General features: G+C 65.6%; 22 protein-coding genes. 7 read left to right on the forward strand and 15 right to left on the reverse strand.

Annotated elements, in window-relative coordinates; genetic code table 11:
* Window positions 1–102 precede the first annotated feature (102 nt).
* The 10 genes from aroC to IEY49_RS07440 form a co-directional block, all read right to left on the reverse strand.
* Window positions 103–1,251, reverse strand: a complete 1,149-nt coding sequence (aroC, locus tag IEY49_RS07395) for a chorismate synthase (RefSeq protein ID WP_189006075.1) — start codon at window positions 1,249–1,251, stop codon at window positions 103–105.
* Between the two features lie 93 nt (window positions 1,252–1,344).
* Window positions 1,345–3,429 (reverse strand): secretin N-terminal domain-containing protein, encoded by a 2,085-nt coding sequence (locus IEY49_RS07400; RefSeq protein WP_189006078.1) that lies wholly within the window; start codon window positions 3,427–3,429, stop codon window positions 1,345–1,347.
* Window positions 3,430–3,432: 3 nt separating this feature from the next.
* Window positions 3,433–4,794, reverse strand: coding sequence for a hypothetical protein (locus IEY49_RS07405; RefSeq protein WP_189006081.1), 1,362 nt, complete (start codon window positions 4,792–4,794; stop codon window positions 3,433–3,435).
* Window positions 4,791–5,456, reverse strand: coding sequence for a type IV pilus inner membrane component PilO (locus tag IEY49_RS07410; protein ID WP_189006084.1), 666 nt, complete (start codon window positions 5,454–5,456; stop codon window positions 4,791–4,793). Before IEY49_RS07410 ends, IEY49_RS07405 begins: the two co-directional genes overlap by 4 nt.
* Complete coding sequence (locus IEY49_RS07415) at window positions 5,446–6,150, reverse strand: fimbrial assembly protein (RefSeq protein WP_189006087.1); 705 nt, start codon at window positions 6,148–6,150, stop codon at window positions 5,446–5,448. Before IEY49_RS07415 ends, IEY49_RS07410 begins: the two co-directional genes overlap by 11 nt.
* Window positions 6,143–7,321, reverse strand: a complete 1,179-nt coding sequence (gene pilM / locus IEY49_RS07420; protein WP_189006090.1) for a type IV pilus assembly protein PilM — start codon at window positions 7,319–7,321, stop codon at window positions 6,143–6,145. Before pilM ends, IEY49_RS07415 begins: the two co-directional genes overlap by 8 nt.
* A gap of 390 nt (window positions 7,322–7,711) precedes the next feature.
* A complete protein-coding gene (locus IEY49_RS07425; RefSeq protein WP_189006093.1) occupies window positions 7,712–8,494 on the reverse strand; it encodes a hypothetical protein in 783 nt (260 codons plus the stop codon).
* Between the two features lie 239 nt (window positions 8,495–8,733).
* A complete protein-coding gene (murF, locus tag IEY49_RS07430) occupies window positions 8,734–10,041 on the reverse strand; it encodes a UDP-N-acetylmuramoyl-tripeptide--D-alanyl-D-alanine ligase (protein ID WP_189006096.1) in 1,308 nt (435 codons plus the stop codon).
* A 74-nt stretch (window positions 10,042–10,115) separates the two neighbouring features.
* The gene (fakA, locus tag IEY49_RS07435; protein ID WP_189006554.1) at window positions 10,116–11,678 is read right to left on the reverse strand and encodes a DAK2 domain-containing protein; all 1,563 of its coding nucleotides are present in this window, start codon (window positions 11,676–11,678) and stop codon (window positions 10,116–10,118) included.
* Window positions 11,679–11,712: 34 nt separating this feature from the next.
* A complete protein-coding gene (locus tag IEY49_RS07440) occupies window positions 11,713–12,045 on the reverse strand; it encodes an Asp23/Gls24 family envelope stress response protein (RefSeq protein ID WP_189006097.1) in 333 nt (110 codons plus the stop codon).
* A 79-nt stretch (window positions 12,046–12,124) separates the two neighbouring features.
* On the opposite strand from IEY49_RS07440, the gene IEY49_RS07445 reads away from it, so the two are divergent.
* Window positions 12,125–13,483: a M17 family metallopeptidase gene (locus tag IEY49_RS07445; RefSeq protein ID WP_229780689.1), complete on the forward strand. Its 1,359-nt coding sequence runs from the start codon at window positions 12,125–12,127 to the stop codon at window positions 13,481–13,483.
* 54 nt (window positions 13,484–13,537) lie between these two features.
* On the opposite strand, the gene IEY49_RS07450 is transcribed toward IEY49_RS07445, so the two are convergent.
* Window positions 13,538–14,458 carry a DUF4032 domain-containing protein gene (locus IEY49_RS07450; protein ID WP_189006099.1) on the reverse strand — a complete coding sequence of 307 codons (921 nt, stop codon included), beginning with the start codon at window positions 14,456–14,458 and terminating at the stop codon, window positions 13,538–13,540.
* A 217-nt stretch (window positions 14,459–14,675) separates the two neighbouring features.
* Between IEY49_RS07450 and IEY49_RS07455 the strand changes: the two genes are divergently transcribed.
* The 3 genes from IEY49_RS07455 to IEY49_RS07465 all read left to right on the forward strand — a co-directional run bounded on the left by IEY49_RS07455 (window position 14,676) and on the right by IEY49_RS07465 (window position 16,669).
* A complete protein-coding gene (locus IEY49_RS07455; protein ID WP_189006101.1) occupies window positions 14,676–15,272 on the forward strand; it encodes a sulfite oxidase-like oxidoreductase in 597 nt (198 codons plus the stop codon).
* On the forward strand, window positions 15,265–15,822 hold the full coding sequence (locus IEY49_RS07460) for a mismatch-specific DNA-glycosylase (RefSeq protein WP_189006103.1): 558 nt from the start codon (window positions 15,265–15,267) through the stop codon (window positions 15,820–15,822). Before IEY49_RS07455 ends, IEY49_RS07460 begins: the two co-directional genes overlap by 8 nt.
* Before the next feature lie 61 nt (window positions 15,823–15,883).
* Complete coding sequence (locus tag IEY49_RS07465) at window positions 15,884–16,669, forward strand: hypothetical protein (protein ID WP_189006105.1); 786 nt, start codon at window positions 15,884–15,886, stop codon at window positions 16,667–16,669.
* A 416-nt stretch (window positions 16,670–17,085) separates the two neighbouring features.
* On the opposite strand, the gene IEY49_RS07470 is transcribed toward IEY49_RS07465, so the two are convergent.
* Both IEY49_RS07470 and IEY49_RS07475 read right to left on the reverse strand, forming a co-directional pair.
* Window positions 17,086–18,243: a permease prefix domain 1-containing protein gene (locus IEY49_RS07470; RefSeq protein WP_189006107.1), complete on the reverse strand. Its 1,158-nt coding sequence runs from the start codon at window positions 18,241–18,243 to the stop codon at window positions 17,086–17,088.
* A 5-nt stretch (window positions 18,244–18,248) separates the two neighbouring features.
* Window positions 18,249–18,566: a PadR family transcriptional regulator gene (locus IEY49_RS07475; RefSeq protein WP_189006109.1), complete on the reverse strand. Its 318-nt coding sequence runs from the start codon at window positions 18,564–18,566 to the stop codon at window positions 18,249–18,251.
* 315 nt (window positions 18,567–18,881) lie between these two features.
* Between IEY49_RS07475 and IEY49_RS07480 the strand changes: the two genes are divergently transcribed.
* On the forward strand, window positions 18,882–20,321 hold the full coding sequence (locus tag IEY49_RS07480) for an alpha/beta hydrolase (protein WP_229780690.1): 1,440 nt from the start codon (window positions 18,882–18,884) through the stop codon (window positions 20,319–20,321).
* A gap of 302 nt (window positions 20,322–20,623) precedes the next feature.
* Here the strand turns inward: IEY49_RS07480 and IEY49_RS07485 are convergent, their stop codons facing one another.
* Complete coding sequence (locus IEY49_RS07485) at window positions 20,624–22,138, reverse strand: glycine--tRNA ligase (RefSeq protein WP_189006111.1); 1,515 nt, start codon at window positions 22,136–22,138, stop codon at window positions 20,624–20,626.
* A 430-nt stretch (window positions 22,139–22,568) separates the two neighbouring features.
* Here IEY49_RS07485 and IEY49_RS07490 point away from each other — a divergent pair, with 430 nt between their 5' ends.
* Window positions 22,569–23,801 (forward strand): glucose-1-phosphate adenylyltransferase family protein, encoded by a 1,233-nt coding sequence (locus IEY49_RS07490; RefSeq protein WP_189006114.1) that lies wholly within the window; start codon window positions 22,569–22,571, stop codon window positions 23,799–23,801.
* Window positions 23,802–23,891: 90 nt separating this feature from the next.
* Window positions 23,892–26,051, forward strand: coding sequence for a HelD family protein (locus IEY49_RS07495; RefSeq protein WP_308424645.1), 2,160 nt, complete (start codon window positions 23,892–23,894; stop codon window positions 26,049–26,051).
* 238 nt (window positions 26,052–26,289) lie between these two features.
* On the opposite strand, the gene IEY49_RS07500 is transcribed toward IEY49_RS07495, so the two are convergent.
* Window positions 26,290–26,682: an ester cyclase gene (locus tag IEY49_RS07500; protein WP_189006116.1), complete on the reverse strand. Its 393-nt coding sequence runs from the start codon at window positions 26,680–26,682 to the stop codon at window positions 26,290–26,292.
* Between the last annotated feature and the right edge of the window lie 164 nt (window positions 26,683–26,846).

Here is a 26,846-nt window from a genome sequence, read left to right on the forward strand (position 1 = left end):
GTAACCGACGCACCTTGCGGGTCATCGGCGCCGCTGTCGAGTTCAGCGCGCAGGCACTGCTCCAGATGTTCGGTCCAGAGCCTCGAAGTGCCGCTCCCCGGGTCAGTAGGTGTGCGCAAAAGCCCGTGACTGAGCGACACGCTCCTGCAGTTCCGGTAAGGTATCGCCGCCAAATTTCTCCAGAACCGCCTCGGCCAGCACCCAGCCGATCACGCACTGCAGGATCACTCCTGCAGCCGGTACCGCAGTGGTGTCGCTGCGCTCACGGGCTGCGTCCGAGGGCTCATGCGTCACCACGTTTACGGTCGGCAACGGCTTCATCAGGGTGGCAATGGGCTTCATGGCGACCCGTACGATCAGCTCCTCACCGTTGGTCATGCCGGCCTCCACGCCACCCGCGCCGTTGGTGTCGCGGGCGTAGGTGCCCTCCCGGTAGTGAATGGCGTCGTGCACGTTGCTGCCAGGCCTGACGGCATTTTCAAAGGCCCGGCCAATTTCTACACCCTTCATGGCCTGCACACTCAGGCAGGCCTGAGCGATGCGTCCATCGAGCTTGCGGTCCCAGTGCACGAAGCTGCCCAGGCCGACCGGCAGCCCACGGAAACGGACCTCCAGAATGCCGCCCAGGGTATCGCCGTCCTTTTTGGCCTGGTCGATGCGCTCGCGCATCTGCGCGGCGGCGTCCGCATCCGGTGTGCGCAGGTCCGAATCCTCGATGGCGTCCAGGGCGTCCCAGGAGAACGCCTGCCGGGTCTCGATGCCCGCCAGGCTGGCCACGTAGTTGGCCCCCTCGATCCCCAGTTCCGACAGCAACTTGAGTGCCACGCTGCCCACCGCCACCCGGGCGGCCGTCTCGCGGGCGCTGGCCCGTTCCAGCACGTCACGCAGGTCCTTGTGACGGTACTTGATCCCGCCGGTGAGGTCGGCGTGCCCGGGCCGCGCGTCGGTTAGGGCCTTCTTGCGGGGCTCGCCGCCGGGCTCCGGCGACATGATCTCGGTCCAGTTCCGGTGGTCCTTGTTGGCGATCACCAGCGTGACCGGGGCGCCGGTGGTCCGCCCTGCACGCACGCCACTGAGAATCTCGGTCTCGTCGGTCTCGATCACCATCCGCCGGCCACGCCCGTAGCCGCCTTGCCGGCGCCGCAGCCAGGGATCGATATCTGCCTTGCCCAGTTGAAGCTGCGAGGGCACCCCCTCGATAATGGCCGTCAATTGCGGCCCGTGTGACTCCCCGGCGGTCAAGTACCTCATCTTCCGGACTCTAGCGGCTTGGCAGCCACCTGGCCCCCCTCCTGATCAAACAAAGGCGCCTCCACATGGGAGGCGCCCGTAAAGGAGGAGGATTTAGCGGATGACGTTGCCGGTGATTACCACCAGCAGCTGGGTCTTCTGGCTCCGGGTGGTCTGCTGACCGAACAGCGCGCCCACCACTGGAATGCTCGACAGGAACGGCACGCCGGAGTTGGTGCTGGACTCCTTGGTGGCCAGCAGTCCGCTGAGCAGCAGCGTCTCGCCGGTCTTCAAGGTCAGGGTGGTCTGGGCCTCGCTGTTGGTGAACTGCAGCAGGTTGGGAATGGTGCTGGCGGTCACCGGGGTCTGCAGGTCATTGACCTGTCCGCGCACACGCAGCGTGATGGTGCCGTCAGGGGCCACCTGGGGGCTGAAGAAGTCCAGATTCACGCCGTAATCGATCTGGCGCTGGATGGCCGGCACGTTGGCGGCCTGTGAGGGGATATTGATCTCCAGGCGCCCGCCGCTCTTGATGCTGGCGGCGGCAGTGTTCGAGGCATTCTGGGCGTCGGTGTTGCTGCCCAGGGCCCGCTGGCCACTCTGCATGGTGATGCTGCCGTCGTAGATGCTTTTGCTGAGGCCCTGGTTCTGCAGGGTATTGAGGGTTGCCCCCAGGTTGAAGCCCACCAGGCTCTGGGTAGGATCAAAGGCGGCGCTGAGGCCCCCGCCGCCTGTCGAGACCGTGAAGCCCCCGAAGCCGGCCCGGAGGTTGACGCCCAGGCTGCGCGCCGCACTTTCGGTGATTTCCTGGATCCGGACCTGCACGTTGATCTGCGGAACGCGGCTGTCGAGCTGAGGAATCAGCTCTGCCACCTGGGCGACCTGCTCTGCCGTGCCGCGCACGATCAGCGTGTTGGTGCGCTTGTCAGCGATGATCGATACGGCCGTGGCCGCAGCAGGCGTGGCGGCAGGAGCGGTCCCCGTCGTCGCGGGTGCCGCGCCGGTGGCTGCCGCAGCGGCGCCTACCGGTACGTTCGCCAGCGGGCCGCTGGTGTAGGGCTGCCCGGTCAGCGGGTTGATCAGGGTGGCGTTGGGCGTCAGGTTGCTGCCGGCGTTGGTACTGAGGTCCCGCGACAGGGTGCCTTCCAGGGTGGCCTTGACTTCCTCGGCGCTGGAGTTCACCAGGGTAAACACGCGCTGGACCGTCTGGTCGCGCACGACAGGCGCCGGCGGCGGCGTCGGACGGTCCACCTGCCCCAGCAGCGTCAGGGCGGCGTCAAGCTGGTTCTGCGGTCCCGTGATGACCAGCTGACCGGTCTGTCCGACTGGCGTAACCTTCAGTCCGGGGTACTGGGCACCCAGCAGGGCGGTGATGTCGGCCTGCTGGCCTTTGACGGTGTAGACGCGCTGCACAGTCTGCACTTCAGTCGTGGGCGCTGTCGTGGTGGCAGTGGTTGCGGCGCCCGGGCGGTCGAGCTGGGCCAGCAGACGCTCGACCTCGGCCACTTCCTTGTTGGTGCCACGCACGATGACACTGTTGCTGCGCACATCCGGCACCACGCGCAGTGTCGGCGAGTCGAGCTTGACATCAACCAGGGTGCGTGTGACGCCGGTGGTGTTGCCCTGGGCATCGCGCTGGGGCGTTTCGGTGTAGGTCGGCGTGCCGAAAAAGAGCTTGACCTGGTTGGCGGCCTGGGCGGCGTCCGCGTTCCGGAGTGCCAAAATGCGCTGAATGGGGGTGTTCCCCACACGCAGCACCGGCTGCCCGCCGAGCTGGACGACCTCGTAGCTCAGGCCGTACACGTCCATCAGCAGGGGCCAGACCTCGTTGAATGGCTTGTTCTGGAACGAGTAGACGATGGGCCGTGTAGCCTCTGCTGGAGTGCCGGTGGCTGCTGTGGTTCCTGTGGCCGGCGTGGTGCCCGTGGCGGGCGCGACGGCACTCGCCGCGCTCTGCAGGCTGTCCACGTTGGCGTCCAGGATCAGGCCGTAGCCGGCTGCTTTGGCAATCGCGGCCAGCAGGCTGGAGAGCGGCCCGCCGTAGCGACCGATTTCCACCGTGACGCTCGCACGGGACAGCTGGGGATCGGCGGTGGCAGTGGTCGTGGTCTGGGTCGGGGTGGCCGTCTGGGCCGAGGCGGTGTGCGCGGCGGCCATGCCGAGCAGGGCGGTCAGGAGAAGGGCGTGGCGTTTAGTCATGGCTCACCTTTTGTCCAGTTCAAGAATTTTCGTTTCGTTGCCCAGTGCCAGCGTGGCGCTGTTCGCGGTGACTTCCTGCACAGTGACGTTCGTGTCCGGCAGCTTCTGGCCGACCGACACCACCACGAAGCCGTTGCGGCTGCGGAAGATGGCAGTATTCACCGGACCCAGCACCACGGCATTGAACGCCAAGTCCTGAGTCTGCACCAGCTGATTGAGCGTGCTTTCCGTGGCCACCGGAGCGGTACCAGGCTCGGCTCCCAGTTCAGTGATGACCTGAGGAGTGGTGATGGCCGGGACCTCGCCTGCGATGTCGGTGCCAGTGCCCGTTGTGCCGCCGGCGCCGCCTTGTCCAGTTGCGCCGCCGGTACTGGCAGCGCTGCCTGCACTGGCGAGGGTGCCGGGCACGGAGGGTACGCTGGGCACCCGCACACCCGCGACCGGAGGCTTGACGGCCGGAGGGCTCACGACGGCCGGAGGATTGACCGCCACCGAATTGCCGGTCGATGGATTGCGTGTTACCAGGGGTGGGCGGACCGTGACCGAAGGCAGGCGGACGGCAGCACTGGAAGTGGGCACAGGCGTCACAGCCACGCCGGGCAGGGAGACCCCAGTTGACGAGCCGGTGCGGCCGTCAGCCCCAGGAATGACGGGGGTGGGCAGGGCGCCGCCGCTGACAGCTGCAGAGGGAACACTCACATTGCCGCGCGAGCCGGGGATAGGGGTGACAGCTACCGGGCCGGAGCCGAGCGTGCTGCCCGCTGCATTGCTGCCGCTCGTGCCTGCCGAACCACTGGTTGTGGAAGGCGGATTAAACGCCAGGCTGCCAGAAGGCTGCGCAGCACTGTCCTGCGCAGCGGGGGCAGACGTAATGGCCGGCGTGCTGCCAGCACCAGTGCTGCCCGTGCCGGTGTTGTCGCGGGGGTCCAGGCGCAGGGGCCGGAAGGGGTTGCTGCTCGGCAGCGATGCCAGCGCGGTGTCCGGATTGATGCCCTTGGGCGCAGCCGGCACATCGGCCTCGGCGCTGTCGTCAGGCTTGACAGGAAATGGCGGGATGACTTCCACGTCCACTGGACCGTCCGGGGTGACACCCAGCGGAGTGTCGCTGGACGTGTCGGCTCCGGCTTGGGGGGCAGTCGGAGCGCCGCCCTCTGCGGTTTCGCCGCTGGTGCCTTCCGTGGTGGCGCCGCCTTCTGCCGGTGGCGTGGTGCTGGTCGTGGTGCTTTCCGTGGCGGTCACCGCCGACTCGCCTGCACTGCGGTTGCTGGTCCACACGTACCACAGACCGATCAATGCGACCATCAGCAGCAGCAACAGCAGCAGCTTCATTTCGCGGGAGAGTTTCACGGGCGGGCGCGCGGTCACTGGGTGCCTCCTGAGGTGCCGCCGGCAGGCGGGCTGGCGGGGGCTGGCGCCGGTGCGGCAGGCGGGGCGCCAGGGGTATCGCCGGTTGCGCCGGGGGTGGCCTGTGTGGGGTCAAAGGTGTAGACGGTCAGGCCCATGGTGCCTTCCAGGCTGGGGTTGAAGCTGTCGGCCTGGGGCAGCTGCAGGGCCACCGTGTTGACGTTGGTAAAGCGGCCCATGGTTTCCAGGGCGCGCAGGGTTTGGAACAGTTCAGCGAACGTCCCGCTGACGCTCAGATTCAGGCCGATGGGGCGCACTCCGGCAGGCAGACCAGCGGCGTTGCCACTCTGGACGCTGAAGGTGGACATCTCGGCTCCGGTCGCGGCGGTGGTGCGGCGGACCTCGTCAAGGACGGTGCCGAAATTGGCAGTGTTGGGAAGCGCACGCACGAACTCGGCCTGCTCGACCTTCAGCCGTTCGACGGTCTTACGCAGTTCCGGAAGCTGCGCCGACGCCGAACGCAGCTGGGTCACGCGGGTTTGGGCCGTATCCAGGTCGGTACGCAGCAGACTGATCTCCTGCTGGCGCGGCTGGAAGCGGAAGGTGTACCACATGGCGATCACGGCCAGAGCAAGCCCCAGCATGATCAGGAACAGGTTGCGGGGAGCAAGCTTACTGAACACCGCTGGTGCCTCCTGGGCTGGTCGGGGCGGCGGGCGCCGCAGTGGGCGTGGTGGTTCCGCTGGTGCCCGCTGCGGGGGTAGGAGTGGCTGCAGGGGGCTTGCCGACGATACCGACCGTGGCCGCGAAGGTGTACTGGCCCCCTTCTTCCTCACGCTGCAGGTTTCTGAAATTGACGCCGAAGTTGGGGTTGTTCTCGAAGGTATTCAGGAAATTCACCACCGCCTGCTGGCTGCTGGCCGTGCCGGACAGCTCGAACTCGCGCACGACGTTCTTGCCGACATACACGCCACCCTGCTGCTGGGTGGCCAGGGCGGCGGCGTCCACTGGGCGCACGCTCATGCTCTTGACCGATACCCCGGCGCTGGTGGGCAGTTCGGTGCTGAACGCCGCGATGTCGTTGGACCAGTAGGTTTTCTGGTCGCGGAGCTGACCCGCCACTGCCGTGACCTGCTCCAGGGCCGTGCGTTCCTGGGTCAGGGCGTCAAATTCACGTTTGGCCGGTTCCAGCGCCGTGATCTCGCCGTTGAGTTGATCAAGCTGCGAGCGCAGGTCGCGGATGGTGCTGGCGGTCATGGCCTCGGGAATCGCAATGGCGGCCAGTGTCAGGGGCAGCAGGGCATAGGTGGCATAGCGCCAGACGCTGGGTTCAGACTGCCTGCGGTATTGCTGGGGCAGCAGGTTGATTTCAACCACGGCCAGTCACCCCCCGCAGCGCCAGGCCCAGCGGCACCGTGAACTCAGGGGCGTTGGCCTGCAGGTACCCGGTGTCCACGTTGGCCTGATCGGTCTGCACGATCAGCCAGGGACTGGCGACCTCCACCCGGAACCCCAGGGCGTCGCTGATCGCGGCGGCCAGCCCGCGCATCTTGGCACCGCCGCCTGCCAGGAAGGTCCGGTCGATCACCACGTCACCGCTTTGCACCCGGTAGAATTCCAGGCTGCGGCGCATTTCGGTGATCAGGTCGCCCAGCACCGGGCGCACGACTTCAAAGACCCGCGCGGGGCTGTACTGTTCGCGCGACTGGTCGAAGTTCAGCAGGTCTTCCTCGTCCTCGGTGGGGGTGGTCGCCGTCGCGTACCCCAGCTTGACTTCCTCGGCTGCCGTGAAGTCCAGGTCGAAAGCTTTTTGCAGCGCGGCCGTGAAGTCGTCGGCCGAAACATTGATGTTGCGGGCCATCAGCACCCGCTCGCCGCGCACCAGGTTGATCACGCTGCTGCTCGCGCCGATCTCCAGCACCAGGGCGACCTCTCCGGATTCGGTGTAGTTGGTGCCGGTCAGGGTGCTTTTGGTCAGGTGCTCGCCCAGCAGGTTGCCGCGCAGTGCACGAAGCGTGGCGAAGCTCTTGAGGTCCACGACCGTGGGCTCCAGACCCGCCAGACGCAGCACCTCGACCTGCCGTGCGATGGCTTCACTGGGGGCTGCGGCAATCACCACTTCCATCTGGCCGTCATCGGGGACTGTGGCGGGGTCGTCGAGCAGGTCAAAGTCCAGGCTGACCTCGTCGATGGGATAGGGGATGTAGCGCTCGGCCTCCCAGCGGATGGCCTCCTGCAGGTCCTTGCGGTCCATCTTGGGCACCATGATGTTGCGGGTCACGGCCGACTGGTTGGGAACAGCCGTGACCGCGTGCCGGGTGGTGATGCGGTGCTCGGCGAGCAGGTTCTTGAGTTCGGTGGCCACCGCCTGCGGTTCCACCACGAGGCCGTCGCGCATGCTGCCAATGGGAGTGGGAACCATCAGGGCGTGCTGGAGGGAAGGTGGTGAACCAGGACGCAGCGCCACCACTTTGATGGAACTGGTTCCGATTTCCACACCGAGAGCGTTGGGGCGTGGGTTGAGTAGACGTTGAAACAGACTCGACATTGTCCCTCCAGGATCAGCATGATTTTAGCATTCACTCATCCGGTGGAAATTAGGAATGGCGGGAAGGCAGGCTGAAAGTCCGGTTAGCATAGGCAATCGCTCAGCTGGCGTCTATGCAAACATTCACTCCCAAACGGTTTTCTGACACGCCTGGAAACTGACTAGAACAGCCGTACGCAGGTTGATTTTGTTGAATGGGAAACACATGAGCCTGAAGTTAGTCAGGCCTCAAGAGACCATGATGTCAAGCCCTCGTAGAGCACAATTGGCCAGCCAGACTGGATGAGAGGGGGCATATAGAGTTTCGGAAAGGACGCATTTCCGACCCCCTGCCGGCTCCTGTCAGCCTGACTGGACCTGGGCGCTCTGCCTGAGTGTGAAGGTGCCTGTTTAGAGTTGGGACCGTTCCTGAAGCTGGGAATCGAACAGGCGCAGGGTTCCGGCAGGACTGACCGTGACCACCCACTGACCCACCACGCCGACCCGCCCGGGCCCGTGTGTCACGGCGTGGCGGACCTGCCCCAGGGCGTCGAGCGCTTCGAGCCGTCCGTTGGCCAGGCGGTACGAGCCGAACTGCCCGACTGTTTCCGGTGCCTCCTGCGTGCGCGCGCCACTGGGCAGCGCAACGAGATAGGGGCCCGCCGCCCGCTCCAGTACGGCGCCGTCCGAGACCCGCCGCAGGGCGTCCGACAGCACCACGAATTCTTCGCCCTGGCCGTCGGTTACTGCCTGTGTGGGGGCCCCTGCCACACCACGCGCGGCGGTTCCGGCAAAGGTCACGGCACTGCCGTCTTCCCGGTAGACCCGTCCCGAGCTGAGTGTCACCACCCGGCCCACCGGCACGCTGCGTGGAGCACCGTCGAGCGTGACCACCGCGTCAACCGAGGGGACTGCGGCCCAGGCTTCACCATTGTTCCAGGCGACATCGGTCACAGCCGGCAGCCGTGGGCAGACCGTCCGGAACGAGGGTGCCCGCGCCACACAGGCCTGACCTCCTCTCACCCACACGACGCCGTCGTTGCTGAAGGCTGCCCGGAAGGTCGTGTCTGCAGCTGGCCGGACCGGCGTCGCAGCGGGGGCGGGGGTGGTGCTTCTGGGCAGGCCTCCGGTCGCAGCAGGTGCACAGGACAGCAGAGGCAGCAGGCACAGGGCGGACAGCAGAGAGCGGCGCATGGAGACATTGTCTGGCAAAGTGCGCTGAGCGGCGTGAGGTGGTTGCCGCCGCTACGGGTCGTGCGAGGCTGCGGGCCTGGCGAATGCTTCAGCCCTCCGGTGCGGGCGAAGTCGGACTTATGCGCAGGAAACCTTTGCCGGGAAGACAGCCGTTCTCCGCGCTGCGGACCATAGGGCCGAGGAGCACCGCCGGTGTGCGCTCACGCCGCTGCCAGGTGTTCCCCCGGGCTGCTTAGGTCTCAACCGTTGTCGCGAAAGTGCAACAGCGTGTTGACCACCACGTCCAGGCCCACGCCTTCCTGCGCGCGGCGCTCCGGTGTCCAGCTGATGCCACGGCTGGCCTTGATCAGCACCACATCGCCGTCGCGGACCTCGGTCGTCAGGGCGCTGAGCAGGTCCGGCACCGTGGCGAAGGCGCGCTCGCCCAGCTCGGCGGCGTAAGGGCCCACACCGTAGGTCAGGTCGGCCCGCTTACGGGCGTACGCGCCGACCTGTGCATGCAGCTCCTGTTCGGTCGGTCCCAGTTCCAGCATGCGGCCCAGCACGCTGATTCGCCGTCCTGGCAGGGCATGAAGCGCGTCCAGGGCAGCCTGAACCGCCAGGGGAGAGGCGTTGTACGCGTCGTCGATCACCGTGTAGCGTCCCGGATGCACCCGGTAGCGTCCACCCGGAAGGCTGACCTGGGCCAGCCTCTCCGCCGCGTTGTCCAGCGGCATCCCGTTCAACTGCGCCAGAACCAGCCCCAGCACCGCTGCTTCTGCCTGAACCGGCGCAGCCAGCGGCAGCGCGATGTCCACGCCGCCAAAGGTAAAGCGTGCGCCTTCCGGCGTGACCTGCAGATTCTGGCCGGCATGATCGACGTTGCCAAAACCGTAGCTCTCCACGCCCGGATACTGGTCTGGCGGGTAGTAGGCCGCTGCCTGTGCACCGACCAGTCCGCGGACACCCTGCAGAATCACGCCCTTTTCCCGTGCGATGCCTTCAATGCTTCCCAGCTGCTCCAGGTGTGCCGGACCGATAGACGTGACCACGCCCACATCCGGCTGCACCAGCTCGACCAGTTCGGCCATTTCCCCGACGCGGTCGATGCCCATTTCCACCACCAGAGGCTGATCCGAAGCGCCGTACTCGATCAGGAAGCAGGCAATGGCCGGCATGGTGTTGTACACCGGCATGTAGTGGGCCTCCAGCGCAGCCGCCGCGTAGCTTTTGGCGGTGGTCTTGCCCGCGCTGCCCGTGATGCCCACCACCAGAGGATTCCGGGCCCGTTCCAGGCGGGCCCAAGCAAACAGCGCGTCTCTGGCCCCTGCTCCTTCCTGGCTGGGAACCCGCAGGGCACGTGGCACGTCCAGATCGGTCAGCACGAACGGGGCCCCGGCCGCCAGGGCCGCTTCCACAAAGGCGTTGCCATGCATCCGCTCGCCGGGTAGGGCAACGAATGCCACGTCGGGAGAAGCTTCCCGCGAATCCCAGGTGAGGCGCCGGGCCGGTCGGGCCTCCGGGTGGGGGACAGCAGCAAAGGGAAGCGTCGCGTGCGGGTCGAGCATGACGGGAGGCTAGCAGAGGACCAAAAGAAGGGGGCCAAACGCCACCGGCGCCGGCCCCCGCAGCCTTCGAGGCTTTACTCCAGGGTCACCAGATAGTCGTACAGGTCCGGGCCGCCGGCATGGGCCTCGACCTCGACCATCGGGAAGGCTTCCTGAATGCGTGCCGTGAGGGCCTCCAGGTCCTCCTGGGTCTTCTGTGGACCGCCAAAGATGGTCACGATCTCCTGGCCGTTATAGCCCTGGTTGAGCATGGCCAGCACGCTGTCTTCGGGACTGCCGCCGGCCTGAACCAGTTCGTCGTCCTGCAGGCCGATGACGTCACCTTCGGCAATGGCTAGCGTCGCACCAGTTTTCGTCGTGATGCTGGTGGTGCGGCTGGCCCGGGTGACCTCGAAGGTGGTGACGGCCTGCGAGGCACCCTCCATGACCTCCCGCAGGTCCTCGGCCGGCGTCTCGGGGCTGAAGGCCAGCGCCGCGCCGATGCCCTGTCCCAGGGTGCGGGTGGGAATGACCACGGCGCGCCCGTCCATCAGTTCCATGGCCTTCTCGGCGGCCATCAGGACGTTCTTGTTGTTGGGCAGGATCACGACCTTCTCGGCGCTGACCGACTTCACCGCGTCCACGATGTCCTGCACGCTGGGGTTGGCAGTCTGCCCACCCGAGACGATGCGCGCGCCCAGCGAGCGGAACAGCTTGACCAGGCCGTAACCGCTGGCCACCGCCACCAGCCCTGACGGAGCGATCTCCTCCTCGGCACGGGCGGCAGCTCCCGCCATCCCCAGGATCTCGGTGTGCTGCTCGCTCATGTCCTCGACCTTGGTTTTCAGCATGCGGCCATGACGGCCCACGGTGGCCAGCAGCTGATCAGGCTCGTTGGTGTGGATGTGGCCCTTGACATACCCCTCGGCGCCGACCACCAGCAGGCTGTCTCCGAACGGACTGACCAACTCGCGGATCTCCTCGATCGGCTTGGTGGCGTCACTCATCAGGAACTCGGTGCAGAAGCCGAACTCCTCGTTCTCGAACTGCTGCTGGGCGTAGCTGGTGATTTCCGGGGCCGGCGGGAGTGCATCGCCACGCAGCTGCGCGAGCATGCCCTGGACGATGTACAGGTAGCCCTGGCCGCCGCTGTCGATTACCCCGGCCTGCTTGAGGGCCGGCAACATCTCGGGCGTCTGGTCCAGCAGGTCCTGGCCACGGATCAAGGCATGTTCAAGGACCTCTGCGGGTGTGCCCCCCTGCTGGGCCCCCTCGGCCACGCCACGGGCCACAGTCAGAATGGTGCCTTCCACCGGCTTCATCACGGCGCCGTAGCCGGTTTTCTGCGCAGCCTGAAACGCCCGACTCAGCAGGGCCCCGTCGATCTCCCGGGCGTCGCGGATGGCCTCAGCAAAGCCTTTGAGCAGCTGCGACAGAATGACGCCGCTGTTGCCGCGTGCGCCCAGCAGCGCGCCGTAGCTGATGGCTCGGGCCACGCCCGGCATGCTGTTCTCGTCGCAGGTGTCGAGCTCGCGGCGCACCGACTGCATGGTCAGGTGCATGTTGGTGCCGGTGTCCCCGTCGGGCACCGGGTAGACGTTCAGGGCGTTGACCTGTTCGCGGTAGACCGCCAGCCAGTCGGTGGCGTAGCGCAGCATGCGGGCCAGGTCGGCGGGTTTAAGGGCCTGGGCGTCAGACACGCTGAACCCCCACCGCGTGGACACGCGTCGCGGCCAGTTCGATGCCGGCCTGACTGCGTACCACGTGCTCGACGCGGTCGGTGATGTTGCGCGCCACCGTCGGAATGCTGACCCCGTAGGCCGCGACGATATAGAGGTCCGCCGTGAACCTCCCGTTGTCCTTGCCGATCACCACGCCGTCACTGGCGTTGGCGCGGCCCAGCACGCGCGAAAGCCCCTCTTTCAGGTTCGCCGGAGCCATACCGACCACGCCCGGAATCTCATGGGCCGTCAGGCCAATCAGGGAGGCCAGAGCTGCCTCTGTAATCTGTATAGAGCCACTCACAATACCCCGGAGTATAGGTGACGGGTCTGCCGGTCTCCGGACAGCCGGTGCCCGGCGCCTTCATGCTTTACTGCAGACCATGCAACTTCATGCTGGAACGGAGCTTCACGGCGACGTGGAGCACTCAGAACTGTCAGTGGTGTTTTCAGGCGAGGCGTTTTCCGAGCGTCTGACCCGGGGCCTGAAGCCCGGTGAGGTGCGGCTGGTCGCGCGGACGGCCCAGGGAGACGAAGCCCTGGCGCTGCCCCCGACGGACGCCACGGAGGCGCGCGAACTGGGCGCTGCCATTGCCAAACTGGCCGGGGAGCTCAAGGCCACAGCCGTCCGGGTCGCGGCCACGGATCAGGCCCAGGCTCTGGCGAGCGCCGCGCTGGCGGCTGGCTGGCAGGACGCCCGCTTCAAGGGCGATGACGCGGAGAAGGCTCAAATCCCCACCCTTCAGATGACCGGCCTGAGTGCAGAGGCTCAGGCGGCGGTCGAGGCCCTGGGCGCGGGCCTCACCCTGACCCGGGAACTGGTCAGTGCGCCGGCCAACGTCATCAACCCGCAGACCCTGGCGCGTGAGGCCCGTCGCCTGGAAGCGTTCGGGCTCGACGTGGACGTCTGGGACGGTTCAGAAATAGAGGCGCGCGGCATGGGACTGCTGGCGGCCGTGGCAGCGGGCAGCGTGACCGGCCCCCGGCTGATCCGTGTGACCCTGCCGGCGCGTGGAGACGTGACCCGCGTCGTGGCACTGGTGGGCAAGGGCATCACCTTCGACACGGGCGGCTACTCCATCAAGACCACCCAGGGCATGTACGGCATGAAAAACGATATGGGCGGCGCCGCGGCGGTGCTGGGGGCCATGCGGGCCCTGGCCGGCCTGAAAGACCGCGTGCCTCAGGGCGTGGAGGTGCGCGCCTATGTGGCGGCGGCCGAGAACATGGTCGGCCCCCAGGCCATGCGCCCGGGCGACGTCTACCGCGCGGCCAACGGCAAGACCGTGGAGATCGTGAGCACCGACGCAGAAGGCCGTCTGGTGCTGGGTGACGCGCTGGCCGTGGCCTGCGACGAGGGCGCCACCGAACTGGTGGACGTGGCCACCCTGACCGGCGTGAAGATCAGTGCGCTGGGCAATGACATTGCCGCAGTGTTTGCCAGTGACCGCGACCTGGCCGACCGCCTGCGCGCCGCTGCGCAGGAGGCCGGCGAGCACATCTGGGAACTGCCCCTGCATGCGCCCTACCTGAAGTCCTACCAAAAAAACACCGTGGCCGACCTGAAAAACAGCGACTTGAACCCGGCCGGCGCGAGCATCAAGGCGGCGCTGTTTCTCTCGCAGTTCGTCACGCGGCCCTGGGCTCACCTGGACATCGCCGGAAACGCGGAAAAGGAAGGTGTGGCGACGGGCTGGGGCGTGGGTACCCTGGTCGAATATGTGCTGGGCCAGCCTCAGTAATTCACGGGTTCACGGCAGGGAGGGAGAGCGTGTGGTCAGCGCTCTCCCTCCTTCTTACATGGCTGGCTCCAACTGTCCGCGCAGCAGCATCCTGACCCGCTGACCCACCCGCTTGTAAACCGGCGGCGCGTGGCGCGCGCTGAAATCCATGGTGGCTTCCTCACTGCCCACGTCATGGCCGCCTTTCTGGCTCAGGAAGTAGCGGTGGTCCATGATCCACAGGTACAGGTCAGCCTCGGTGCGCCCGGGGAAACGCCGCATGACGTCGTGGGCTTCCAGGTTCTCGACCACCCGCAGGTACAGCCGCCGGTACCAGCTTTCCACCGCTTCTTCCCAGGTGACCGGCGGCATTCCGGCGCGCTCTGGCTTGCGGTCCATGAAGTACTGGCGGGTGCGGATATGCTCCAGCAGCTTTTCGTAGCGGCCAGGAGTGGTAAAGCAGATCGACCGGTGGTGGGGAACAAGCTGCGGTAACCCCGTGTTTTTCAGAAACCGGGCGTACTCGCCCTTGATGATCAGGTCGCGCAGGGTGTCGTTCTGGTCGGGGGCGAAGGCCACGCTGAGTTCGATCACGTCCGCATCAATATATTTCTGTCCCTGCCGCCGCGCCACGCTGGTGCGGTGGTTGCCGTCCTTGACGAAGTACTTGTCGCCCACCTTGTAGACCTGAATGGGCGGGAGTTCCCGACCTTGAAGCTGCGCGGCCCGAACGCCGATCCAGCGCTCGTCGAGGTGAGGCTCCTTGGGCAGGTAATGCCGGTCGAACTCGCGGTAGCGGTCCACCGACCCGATGATGTCCTCGACCAGAATGGTCTGCACGCCCAGGGCGCGCTCGCTTTCCGGGCACAGGTGGCGTACCCAGTCGAAGGGAAGCAGTTCGTTGGGCTGGCGACGCACAAGGGCCAGCAGATCCCGCAGGTCACTGAGGTGACGTGCGCGTTCAACTTCATGTCGGGCCTGATCGTGGACTTGCATGTACGGACTCTCCTTGACGCCTCTGCAGGCGGAGAGCCGGGGTTTCGGCGACGGGGGATAGAGGACCCCGGCCTTCGTGTCTATCTTACACCATCAGGGCAGCAGGGTGACGGACACCTGTCCCCGGCGGCGGGCTCGCTGAGGGGATCAGAAAGCTAAAGGCACGCTGGGCCGGCACATACCTTCTGGCGGGCGGTGCAGGTGTGTAGTGGAGGGTATGCTTGGCAAATTCTTTAAAAAGCCCGAAAACGACATGGGCGGCCGGATTCCGCCCGGGCAGACCCTGACCACGCGTTTCCCGGTGCTGACCTATGGCCCGACGCAGCACTTCCCGGCGTCAGAAGCCCAGGTCCGGATCTTTGGGCTGGCCAGCGAACGCACCTTCAGCTGGGAGGACCTGCTGGCCCTGCCCCAGACGACCCTGACCTATGACATCCACTGCGTTACCCACTGGAGCAAGCTGGACACGACCTGGACCGGCGTGCGTGTCACCGACCTGCTTGCTCTGCTGGACCTGCAGCCCGGGGCCAGCCATGTGATGGTCCACAGCGCAGGAGGCTACACCACCAACCTGTCCCTAGAGGACTTTGCGCGGCCGGAAAACCTGCTGGCCCACACCTTCGACGGTCAGCCGCTGGAACCCGAGCATGGCGGCCCTCTGAGGCTGGTGGTGCCGCACCTGTTTTTCTGGAAAAGTGCCAAGTGGCTTTCGGGGCTGGAATTCATGGACAGCGACCGTCCGGGTTTCTGGGAGCGCAACGGCTACCACATGCGCGGCGATCCCTTTCAGGAGCAGCGCTACGACGATGACTGACCCGCTGTTCGAGGTGCCTGTCCCTGACCTGACCGGCAGTGGCGAGTATCTGGTCCCGGACGTGTTGCAAGAAGGCCTGGCGCTGGTGCTGGTGGGTACCGCCCCCAGCCGCATCAGTGCCCGGGCGCAGGCCTACTACGCCAATCCTGAGAACAAGTTCTGGCGCACTCTGCACGAGGTAGGGCTGACGCCCCGGCAACTTGCACCTCAGGAATACAGGCTGCTCCCGACCTTCGGCATCGGGCTGACTGACGTGGCCAAGCGGCACAGTGGCGTGGACGCTGCGCTGCCCGGTGAGGCCTGGGCCCCCCATGAACTGCGTGCCAAGATCCGCCGTTACAGCCCGCAGCTCGTGGCCTTTACCAGCAAGCGTGGTGCGTCTGAAACGCTGGGAGTCCCGACGGGGAAGCTGCCCTACGGCCCCCAGGTCCAGCCACTGGAAGACGCCGAGGTCTGGGTGCTGCCCAGTACCAGTCCGCTGGGCCACAACCATTTTCAGCTCGCTCCGTGGCAGGCCCTGGGCCAGCGCTTTCACGAGCTCCGGGGCTGAGTACCCCCGGCTGAAGTTCAGCCGGAAACGAACTTCATGCACGGGTCGTACCCTGGAGTGTATGGCGCCGCGTGTTCGTGCTGGTTTCAAGGCGGCCCGCACCGGTTCCCGTATGGTGCGAGGCCTGCTCCGTTCCTCTGCCCCTGGGCTGCCCCGCCTGGCTCAGCCTGACCCCTGGCTGAGGCCACGCGGCCCGGCCTGGCACCTGGAACGCGGCCGGAACCTGAGCCGGCGTGCAGCGGGCCTGTTCGTTCTGGTGCTGATCAGCCTGCTGGGGGCCGGCGTCGTGGGACTGGCGGTGGTGCTGCTGGGTTTTGGGGTCCTGCAGGGCAACGACGTGGCGGGATGGTTGCTGGCCCTGACGCTGCTGCTGGGCCTGCTGGGCGCGCTATGGGCCACCCGACGCGCCAGGCAGCTGATCCGCACCGAACCCCAGGTCTCCGGTGGAGCCCCCATAGACCTGCCACAGGACGAGGCACAGCTGCTCTCGACCCTGCGCGCCCATCAGCGCGCGCTGCCTGCACCCGCTCGCGCGGCTTTCCAGACCACCGTGCTGGCCACCCGCGATGCGCTGCGGCTGACCGCTGAGGACACCACTTTGGAGCGCGACGTGTTCGACGCCCGGCAGGCGGCGCGCGAGGACCTGCCTGAACTGATGCGGGCCTACCAGTCGGCGCCCAGAGACGAGCGCACCGACCGTGAACTGCTGGATCAGCTGCGCCTGATCGAGGGTCGCATGCAGAGGGTGGTTCAGGTGCGTGGTGAAGCTCAGGGACGGATATTGCGTGCCCACGGGCGGTACCTGCAGGACAAGTACGATCCTGACGCCCGCCGCGACGAGAAATAGAGCAGCTCTCCAGATGACGCCAAGCTGAGGCTCTGCTCTCGGCAACTCCATTCTGCGCCCTGCTTGTCAAAATCTACTCGCCCCGCCCGGTCGAAACCCACCCTTTCGACAGATATTCTGGGGTGTGTAGACCAGGGGTGGGAATCGGACCTGGCGAAGTATCTTTTCGTACTGCGGCGCGACACAACGAGCAATGCGCAGTAGGAACGTCCGGAGCCTCTGTTGCTCCTCTTGTCGGCCTGGGACGTCCTAACCTGGAGCATCGGCCTGTCAGCCGATCGAATCCAGGCACCGACCAGCCATACATAAACGGGCCTGCATACAGACCCGTTTCGTATTTCGAAAGGCATAGGAGGGGATGTTACATACCGACTATGCTTTTCACCGTCTTCTTCGGACAGGGCTCAGAGCCGTACTTACCGGACGCCGCTACTGGTGGCCGTTTTTGGCTGGATCACAGTGTACTTGTCATTCTGCTTCTCGCTCGGAGCAACGATCAGTCCAGTCAGGCGCACCAGAAGAGCCTGTCCCTGACCGCTGGAAAGGTACGGCGTGAGTTTGCCCGGGTCCGTCACGTACCGCAGTTTCTCCCGTGAAGAAAACAGCTGGACTTGCCCTTTACCGTCCACCGGTGCTTCATCGATCAGGGCACTACCCCGCTCATCCCGGGAGAAGATGCCGACGACCGTGCCCTCAGGGGCATCTACCTGTACTGTATGGGTAAAGTAACGGGCGCTCGACGAATCCCTCCAGGCGCGAGCAGACAAGGTGACGCCCTTCCCCGTGATCTTCAGATCCCGGCCGATGTCGAGCATGACGTTCTGGTAGATCAGGGAACCCGGAACACTTGAGCCGGGTGTGCCCAGCTTAAATTTCGTTTCTCCGACCTGCACGGTCGGGTTGGTCCAGCCAGTCAGGGTCACCGGCAGCCCGGTGCCAGAGAAATGGTACGGGAGTTCTTCGAGCCTGGCATAGCGGTCATTCCCGCGGACGGTATTCGCCTTGAGCTGGGCCGTGCCGGTCGCCCCTGGGAACTTCAGGAGCGTTTGCTTGCCCTCACGGCTCACCGTGACGCCCATGGGTTTGAGGGTCTGCTCAAGACTATTCAGGTCGAGGTACGTCATCGGTTTCGCGTTACGGAACCGGTAGCAGTACACGTTGCCTTTCTGACTGACGATCTCAGTCATCGCATTGCTTTTCATGCCCTTGCTGGATACGGCGCAGCTGGGCGGCATGGGCAGATTGGCAATCGCGACCTGGGCATTCCCCTCCGCTAAGAGGCTGAGGCTCAGCGAAACCAGCACAGCGGTCAGGGCGGACAGGGCGGACATCTGGATCAGTTTCGGCATCAGATACACCTGGTTCATTCCTGCGCTCAGGCGCCCCGGGGGGCCGAGTTCACTCAGAGCACGTGAGAGGGCTTCTTGTTGAGGAACGCCGAAGACCATCAGGTGATCGGCACGTTCCAGGACGTGTTCTTCAAGTTCTGCATACACTTCTTCACGGCGCTTGCCCCATAGCCCCCGCGTGGCGCGGGCGAGGTAACGGCGGAGTTCTGGCGAGGAATCAGGCATGGACATCAGGCCAGCCGGTCAAGGGCGCCCTTGAAGGCCTGCCACTCTGCCCGCTTGCGCTCCAGGGCTTCGCGGCCCCGCGCACTGAGCAGGTAATACTTGCGGGGTTTACCGTTGCGACCGACCTCACGCTCCTCGGTGGTCAGCAGGCCCTCGACGGTCAGGCGGTGCAGGGCCGGGTAGAGGCTGCCTTCCTTGAAGTCGAAATACCCGTCCGACCGGGCCTTGACTTCCTGAATGATGCGGAAGCCGTACAGAGCGTCGCGTTCAAGCACGCTGAGCAGAATCAGGTCGAGGTTGCCGCGGAGCTGGTCTGGGTTCATGCGTTCTCCTGAGGTCGTCGGCGCCAGGCGTCCCGTGGCGTTGCCGACCTAACCAAGCTTAGTCTGTCTACATAGTCTGCCAGAGTAGTAGGGAATGCAAGGACAAATCGGTAAGAGGCGATCAGAAGGGTTCCGGGAGCATCCATTCTGGGTCACTCAGATCTCGGGCATACCCAGGCCTGTTCATTCCTTACCCCAGGAAAAGGCGTATAGACCGACTTTTAGTCGTTAACACGCGCTTGCGGTCCTGTGCATGAGCCGAGCCCTCAGGGACGCTCTGGGCAGCCCTGGGAACAGGAGACCTAGCATCAGGGCATGCGTGTGTCTGCCTGTCTGATGCTGGCCCTGTCTCTGTGGCTGGGCACAGGTGCGCGGGCACAGACGCAGGATCAGACCACTCCTGCGGCTGCCAGCACTGTCAGTGAGGCCGTATTGACCGGGGTCCCGGCAGTTCGTCAGGTGAGACCGGGCGTGACCGTTCCGGGTACACCACCCGCGTTAAATGCCAGCATTACTGTCCGCTACGGAGCCGAACGTCCCCGAACCATTCTGCTGCTGATGCCCGGATACCTGGGCGGGGCGGGCAGTTTCGACCGCCTTGCACGCCAGATCGTGGCACTGGATCCAGGTGTGGCGGTCTGGGCCGTGGACCGCCGGGGCAATCTGCTCGAAGACCATGCGGCCCTGGCGCAGACAGGAAAAGCCGAACTGGAAGCCATCGTGCGCAGTGGGTTGCCGGTGCGTCCGGCATCGCAGCTGGGGTTCATGCGCGACTGGGGACTGGACACCACGCTGCGCGACTGGCGGGTGGCGGTGCTGGAAGCCCGTTCCATCACGCCGGAGGTCTACATCGGTGGGCATTCCATGGGCGCCAGTCTGGCCGGGCTGTATGCCGCCTACGACTTTGATGGTCAGCCGGGCTACCAGGACGTGCGTGGACTGGTGATGCTGGACGGCACACCTAACCTGCTCAACGGCAAGCTGGTCAGTACCCAGGAGTATCGCCGCGGCTTCTGGGGCACCCTGGGCCCGATTGCCGGCCTGGACACGATTGGCCGTCTGCCCTACGTCAACACCTTTTATTACAGTCCCCAGCGGGCCATCCGGGGCAACGCGCAGGCGCGGCTGGCCCAGCTGGCCCCCCGGGAGCCTGCTCCCGACGGCGGCCTGACCGCCCTGAATGCGACCAATCTGGCGGCCGCCATGCTGCAGATCGAGCAACGCTACGCCCTGCTGCCGTTTCTGGCCGTGCAGACCGGGAAGGCCACCAACACTCAGGAGGAGCCGAACCCGCTGCCTCGGCTGCTGGGTGCCGAGGAGGACACCCAGACCATCGTGGGCCCGCGGATTTCGCGCATTCCCATCGGCTGGCGCAGTGATGCGCAGGCTCCCACGGACGCCCAGGACTTTGTGAACCGCTTCTGGACCCCGCTGAGCGACATGACCGAATGGTATTTCCCCCAGCGGCTGACGCTGGACGTCAGTGCGGCCAGCCTGGATACCCGCGGGACCCCCCACGAGGCTATGCGCGTGTGGCATACCGCGTCGGTCACCACCCCGGTACTGGGCATTGCCGCCGGGGAAGGGGTGACCAAGGCGGCTGACTACTGGCGTTACGGCGCTCAGGTGCTGGGCCAGACCACGGTCCACACGCTGTCCGGCGCGGCCCATCTGGATATCGTGACGGCCAAGCGTGAGCACGTGGCCCGCTGGGTGCTGGACTGGATGGCCCGCTTTCCCTCAGCCCGGAACTGACAGAGCCGAAACTGACAGAAACAGTCGAAAGATCAGCTGTGCCGGTCTACAGCCCTGGACCTGATTTCGCTTGAGTCGAGCGACCCCAGGAACACTGGGTCCTCAGGTTTCACCCGGAGCCACCACTGTCATCGGAAGGCGGCCAGTCGGCTCGGGCAACGGGAGAACAGCGGGCCCCCGGAAGTGCACTCCAGTTTCTAAGCAGCTTTACACCGGAGGTCGCCTATCCGCGCCATATGCAAAAGCCTGAAGAAAAAGTTGGTGGCCAGTCCTGGGAAGACTGGCCACCAGGGGTGAGTCTGTTATCGCAGCTTGGCCTGAATCCAGCTGCTCAGTTCGCTGATCTTCACGCGCTCCTGGGCCAGGGTGTCGCGGTCGCGCACGGTCACCGTGTCGGTCAGGACCGGATCTTCGCCCTTGCCGACCGTGTCGAAGTCCACCGTGACGCAGTAGGGGGTCCCGACTTCATCATGGCGGCGGTAGGCCTTGCCGATGTTGCCGCTGTCCTCGTACAGCACCCGGCCCAGGCCCAGGCCCTGCAACTCGCCCTTGATGGCCCTGGCCACGCTGGTGATTTCCTCGCGGTTACGGGCCAGCGGAATTACCGCCACCTTGATGGGCGCCAGGTGCGGCCTGAGCTTGAGCACGATGCGCTCGGAGCCGTTCTCCAATGTCTCCTTGGTGAAGGCCTCGCTGAGCACGGCCAGCATGGCGCGGTCCACTCCGGCGGACGGCTCGATCACGAAGGGCACCACCGGCTTGTTGGTGTCGGGGTGCGGAATGGTCAGCTTGGCCACTGAGTCCGCGTTTTCCTCGACCTTTGCCACCAGTCCCAGCTCGCCCTGCGCCTTGGTGTGGGAGCCCAGGTCGTAGTCGCTGCGGTTGGCGATTCCCTCGATCTCCTCGTGGCCCAGGGTGGGGTAGTCGTACATCAGGTCGTAGGTCCGCTTGGAGTAGTGCGCTAGGTCCTCTTTGGGCACGTCCAGAATCTCGATCTTGCTGCGCGGCACGCCCTGGGCTTCCCACCAGCTCAGGCGCTTTTCCAGCCAGTGCTCGTGCCACTGCTCGTCGGTGCCGGGCACGCAGAAGAACTCGATTTCCATCTGCTCAAGCTCGCGCACCCGGAAGATGAAGTTGCGCGGCGTGATCTCGTTGCGAAATGCCTTGCCGATCTGCGCGATGCCGAAGGGCAGGCGGCGGCTGGTGGAGTCCACCACGTTCTTGAAGTTGGTAAAGATGCCCTGGGCGGTCTCGGGGCGCAGGTAGCCGTAGCTGTCCTCGTCGGCCACCGGACCGATGGTCGTCTTGAACATCATGTTGAAGGGCTTGGGCTCGGTCCACTCGCCCACCTCGCCGCTGAAGGGATCGCGCACACCGGCCTCGCGCAGCGCAGTGCTGGCCTGCGCCGGATTGGCGTTCAGCGCGGCCACCAGGGCCGGGAAATTCTCGGCGCTCTGGCCCATCAGTTCGGTCACCCTGGCCATCACGTCGGCTTTCTGATCCTTGACCAGGTGGTCGAGGCGGTAGCGTTTGTTGTTCTTCTTGTTGTCGACCATCGGGTCGCTGAAGGTCGCCTCGTGGCCGGAGTGGCGCAGCACCAGCCGGTGCATGATGATGCTGGCGTCCAGGCCTTCCATGTCGTCACGCTCGTAGACGTTGCTGCGCCACCACGCGGCTTTGATGTTGTTCTTCAGTTCCACGCCCAGGGGGCCGTAATCGTAGAAGCCCTGCAGGCCGCCGTAAATCTCCGAGCCCTGAAAAATAAAGCCGCGGCGTTTGCACAGGCTGACCAGTTCTTCCATGGATTGTGCGGGCATACCGTCTCCTTTTCTGACCGGTAAAGGAACGCCCCCAGACGGCCTTTCCCGGCTCGTCTGGGGACGCAGACAGTGCTACGCGGTTCCACCCCAGTTCCAGTGTCCACTGTCTGCGAACGCTGGCCCTTTTGTGCGTGTTTCAGCTCCCCGCCGCCCTTCCCGCGCTGCCGTCCGCCCGACTCTCACCGTCACGGGCTCGCTCATGGACACGTTGCTGCGGTACTCCTGCGGATCAACGCCTGCCGCCCAGTGTGGCGTGTGATGGGGGAGAGGGTCAAGCCGGACGGGGCTGAGTCCACTGATCATGGCCCCTCCATGGCAGGCGGAACAACCCTTGGATAGACCGGAAGGGGTCTTGTGTTGACCGCTCCTAAAGTGCTGCTCCTGGTCCCCTCACCCGGCTGGTGGACCCTTGAGAAACACTGCCGGCGTGGCTACTCGTATTGCTGGTCAGAAGGTTCTCGCCATCGTGCTTGCGGGAGGTCGGGGCAGCCGGCTCTCACCGCTGACCGATGAACGCGCCAAGCCGGCAGTGCCATTTCTGGGCACCTATCGCCTGATCGATTTCACGCTGAGCAATCTGGTCAACAGCGGTGTGCAGGACGTCTGGGTCATCGAGCAGTACCTGCCGCACAGCCTGAATGATCACCTGTCGGGTGGCCGTCCGTGGGACCTGGACCGCACCCGGGGCGGGCTGGTCGTGATGCCCCCTTTTTCGAGCCCGGAAAACGAGGACGGCGAGTTCGCGCACGGCAACGCGCACGCCCTGGCCCAGCACGCCCCCTTGATCCGGCAGTTTGCTCCGGACGTGCTGCTGGTCCTGAGCGCCGACCACGTGTACCGCCTGGACTATGGCGAGGTGATCGAGGCCCACGTGAAGGCCGGGGCCAGTGTCACCATGGTGACCACCGAACTGAAGACGGCAGAGGAGGCCACCCGCTTCGGCAACGTGCAGGCGGGTGCCGACGGCCGGGTCAGGAAATTTGCGTACAAGCCCGAACAGCCGCTGGGCCGCACGGTGACCGCCGAAGTCTTTGTTTACAACCCGGAGGTCCTGCTGGACACCTTGGCCGCGTTGCAAAAAGGCGGACAGACCCTGGGCGACTACGGCGAGGAACTTCTCCCCGCGCTGGTCGGGCGTGGTGACGCGCACACCTTCCCCCTGAGCGGCTACTGGATGGACGTCGGGACCATCGAGGCCTACCACGGGGCACACCGTGATTTTCTCGATGGTCGCGGGTTTGACCTCGATTCCCCGGACTGGCCGGTGATTACCGCGAGCATTACCCGGCCCCCGGCCCACATTGAGAAGGGTGCGGAGGTGTCGGACAGCTTCGTGTGCGGCGGCTCGGTGGTCTCAGGCCAGGTGGTGCGCAGTGTGGTGGCGCCCAACGCGGTCATCGAGCGCGGCGCGGCGGTGACCGACAGCATCCTGCAGCCAGGAGCGGTGGTGCGGGCCGGGGCCCGTGTGACCCGTGCCATCGTCGATCAGCACGCCACCGTACAGGTCGATGCCCAGGTGGGGGGCACAGGGAACCTGACCGTGATTGGCGCGCATGCCCAGGTGCAGTCGGGTGCCCGGGTCAGTGCTGGCCTGCATGTGCCCCCACACCGCCGTGTGAAGGCTGGGCAGGAGGACCGGACCACGGTCGAACCTGAATAACACCGTGCCGGAATAACGCTGTGCCTCACCCTATACCGTGCCCGGCGTAACGATGTGCCTCTTGTACGCCTAGGGCGTTATGCTGGGCGGATGCCCGCTGCTTCACCCCGCCGCCCGCAAATTGAAAACCACCCCGAATTCGACCTGGAAGCCGCCCACCTGAGCGGCACTGTCGCGGCCATGCTGCGACAGATCGAGTTCTGGGAGGACCGGGAGCGCAATGCCGGCGCCGACCTAGAAACCAGTGTGATCATGGCGGACGAGGCCGGTGAGCACGCTGCGATGCTCTCACCACACGTGCACCATCCCTACTTCGGAAGCCTGAAGGTGCGGGTGGGTGGCCGCGAGCAGACCCTGTACGTCGGCAAACATGCTTTTCAGGACGTGAAGGGGCCGCACCATGTGGTGGGCTGGGACAGCGAGGTGGGCAGCCTGTTCTACACCCAGGAGCTGACCTGGACACCCCGCCGTGGCGGCAAGGGCACCATCCGGCGCCGCCGGCAGCTCGACGTGATGCAAAAGCGGCTGCTGCGCGTCACGGACCTGTATGACGACGAGCAGGGCGGTGACACCGGCGGGCGCGAGGAAGTGCTGCTGCGGCGCCTCAACGAGGGTTCGACTGCCGGCATGCGCGATGTGGTCGAGACCCTGCAGCCCGAGCAGAACGAGGCCATGCGCTTCCCGGCCGGCACGCCGGTGATTATTCAGGGGGCGGCGGGCTCGGGGAAAACCACCATCGGCTTTCACCGCCTGGCCTGGATGACCAATGCCGAACGTGGCGTGCACCGCGCCCGGCCTGAGGCCTGCATGGTGCTGATGCCCAACCGGGTGCTGGCGGCCTATGCCGCGCGCATCCTGCCGGAACTGGGACTGGACAGCGTGAATGTCACCACCCCGGAAAGCTGGGCGGTGGGGTTGCTGGGGCTGGAAAAGCTGGAGGTTACCGACCGCACGCTGACCCTGCTGCTGACCGACCGCGACAACACGCGCCGGGCGCTGGCCTGGCGCAAGGCCAAGCTGCTGGGCGACGCGCGCATGCTGGATGTGGTCCGCACCCATCTGTGGCACAAGTGGATTGGGGCGCTGCGGGGGCACGCGCTGAGCGAGGCACTGGAGGTGCCCGGGCGCGGCCTGGTGACCTTCAGCCTGGACGAGGCGGCGCTGCTGGAGATTCTGCGCACGGTGTTTGCCCAGGACTCGCTGGACGGATACCGGGCCGCATTCCGCCGGGAGGTCGAGGAACGTGCCCTGGAGGCGCTGCGCGTACCTGAAGAGCACCAGACGGGGGTGCTGCGCCAGCTGTCCACCCCGCTGACCACACTGCTGGGCCGGGTCTTCGCGAGCACCACACCCGTGACCGAGACCCGGCGCCTGCTGAGCAGTCCCGAGGCCCTGAAAGCCAGCAGCCTGCTGACCGGGCGTGAGATTCAGTTGCTGCAGACCGATCCCCTCAGCGGCATTCCTACGCCGCGCCGCGCGCACGCCGACGTGACCGAGCTGCCGCTTATGCTGGCCATGCAGGCCTTCATGGGCGGAATCGGGCGGGCCGTGGGCCGTACCCTGGAGCCCTTCGACCATGTGGTACTGGACGAGGCGCAGGACTACAGTCCACTGCTGTACGCGCTGCTGGGCCGCGCCACCCGCCAGGGTCACCTGACGGCGCTGGGCGACATGAACCAGGGCATGCACGGCTACAAGGGTCCCAATACCTGGGACGCCGTGCGTGGGGTGCTGCCTGGGGCGCAGACCCTGACCCTGAGCCGCACCTACCGCTCCACCCGGCAGATCACCGAACTGGGTGCCCGCATTGCCAGCACCTACAACCGCGCTGCCGACGTGCAGGGAGTGGACCGCGACGGTGCCGAGGTGCAGCGCTACCAGGGGGGCAATGAACTCGAACTGATCGCACGGGCAGTCAAGGACGCGCAGGCGGCCGGGCACACCAACATCGCCATCGTGACCCGCCGGGGCCTGGACGCCGAACGGCTCAGCGAGGCCCTGCGCGACTTTGATACCGACGCGCAACCCATCACCACCCAGGAGCACCGCTTCAAGGGCGGACTGGTCATCCTGCCGGTGAACCTGGCCAAGGGCCTGGAATTCAGCGCGGCCATCGTGGCCAGCGCCGACACCGAAACCTATGACGACAGCACCGAGTACGAACGCCGGCTGCTGTATGTCTCGGCCAGCCGCGCGTTGCACTGGCTGGCGCTGGTCAGCGCTGGCCAGCTGCACCCGCTGATCGCCTGAGTCAGGCTTAGTTACTGATCTGTGCGTTGATCCGTAACGGCGACGGCCAGAAAGCGCCCTTCAGAGGGATACTTTCGGCGTCAGGAATGCTACCGACTTACGCTCAGATCAGTAAGCCGGGACCCTGCGAAGGGAAAGTCAACGCGGTGTCCTGGCCTTGCAGACTGCCCTTGTTGACTGCAGGTCTGGTCAGCTGACCACTGGACGGCCGCAGCTGCTGAGCGTCCAGCTGGCCGCCCTATGCGCTGACCACACCAAGCTGCTGCATCATGGCCAGGGTATCGAGCATCATCCAGTGCCGCGTGATTCGGCCGTTCTGCACGTCATACATCACGAAGATCGGCACATTCACCTCCCGTCCGGTCGGTGGTACGCCATGAAACTCGCCGCGTTGCACGCCGCAAAGTCGACCGCGCAGCACAGCCTTGCTACCCTCGATGACCAGATCTTCCACATCAATGGTGTATCCGGGAAGTGCCGCTTCGGCTTCTGCGATGTGCCTGAGAAGCGTGTCGTCCGCAATCAGTTCGTTGAGCCGTTCCGGGGTTTTCGGCCCCTGCAACGCCTGCGCGTACCGTCCCATGAATTCTCTGGTGGCCATGGATTGGGTCTGCTCCAATGTTCCTGTCATCCGGGTTCTCCTCGTCTGGCCGCCGCGGAACGTTGCCGTCCGTGTGGCGCTCTACGCATCCGGCAAGTGGTGCCGGAACCATCACGTCTTCCTTGCATTCGGTCCATGAGCCAGAGCCAACGCCCCTTTTCTGCACCGGCACTGGCAGCTGGCCCGCTGTACCG

Origin of the sequence: Deinococcus malanensis (genome assembly GCF_014647655.1) — a bacterium.
Classification (GTDB): Bacteria; Deinococcota; Deinococci; order Deinococcales; family Deinococcaceae; genus Deinococcus; species Deinococcus malanensis.

Excerpts from the sequence above, each read along its gene's own strand:
- aroC (WP_189006075.1), bottom strand. The coding sequence starts at position 1,251 with ATGAGGTACTTGACCGCCGGGGAGTCACACGGGCCGCAATTGACGGCC.
- IEY49_RS07400 (WP_189006078.1), bottom strand. The coding sequence starts at position 3,429 with ATGACTAAACGCCACGCCCTTCTCCTGACCGCCCTGCTCGGCATGGCC.
- pilM (WP_189006090.1), bottom strand. The coding sequence starts at position 7,321 with ATGTCGAGTCTGTTTCAACGTCTACTCAACCCACGCCCCAACGCTCTC.
- IEY49_RS07425 (WP_189006093.1), bottom strand. The coding sequence starts at position 8,494 with ATGCGCCGCTCTCTGCTGTCCGCCCTGTGCCTGCTGCCTCTGCTGTCC.
- murF (WP_189006096.1), bottom strand. The coding sequence starts at position 10,041 with ATGCTCGACCCGCACGCGACGCTTCCCTTTGCTGCTGTCCCCCACCCG.
- fakA (WP_189006554.1), bottom strand. The coding sequence starts at position 11,678 with ATGCTGCGCTACGCCACCGACTGGCTGGCGGTCTACCGCGAACAGGTC.
- IEY49_RS07445 (WP_229780689.1), top strand. The coding sequence starts at position 12,125 with ATGCAACTTCATGCTGGAACGGAGCTTCACGGCGACGTGGAGCACTCA.
- IEY49_RS07450 (WP_189006099.1), bottom strand. The coding sequence starts at position 14,458 with ATGCAAGTCCACGATCAGGCCCGACATGAAGTTGAACGCGCACGTCAC.
- IEY49_RS07455 (WP_189006101.1), top strand. The coding sequence starts at position 14,676 with ATGCTTGGCAAATTCTTTAAAAAGCCCGAAAACGACATGGGCGGCCGG.
- IEY49_RS07460 (WP_189006103.1), top strand. The coding sequence starts at position 15,265 with ATGACTGACCCGCTGTTCGAGGTGCCTGTCCCTGACCTGACCGGCAGT.
- IEY49_RS07465 (WP_189006105.1), top strand. The coding sequence starts at position 15,884 with ATGGCGCCGCGTGTTCGTGCTGGTTTCAAGGCGGCCCGCACCGGTTCC.
- IEY49_RS07470 (WP_189006107.1), bottom strand. The coding sequence starts at position 18,243 with ATGCCTGATTCCTCGCCAGAACTCCGCCGTTACCTCGCCCGCGCCACG.
- IEY49_RS07475 (WP_189006109.1), bottom strand. The coding sequence starts at position 18,566 with ATGAACCCAGACCAGCTCCGCGGCAACCTCGACCTGATTCTGCTCAGC.
- IEY49_RS07480 (WP_229780690.1), top strand. The coding sequence starts at position 18,882 with ATGCGTGTGTCTGCCTGTCTGATGCTGGCCCTGTCTCTGTGGCTGGGC.
- IEY49_RS07485 (WP_189006111.1), bottom strand. The coding sequence starts at position 22,138 with ATGCCCGCACAATCCATGGAAGAACTGGTCAGCCTGTGCAAACGCCGC.
- IEY49_RS07495 (WP_308424645.1), top strand. The coding sequence starts at position 23,892 with ATGCCCGCTGCTTCACCCCGCCGCCCGCAAATTGAAAACCACCCCGAA.
- IEY49_RS07500 (WP_189006116.1), bottom strand. The coding sequence starts at position 26,682 with ATGACAGGAACATTGGAGCAGACCCAATCCATGGCCACCAGAGAATTC.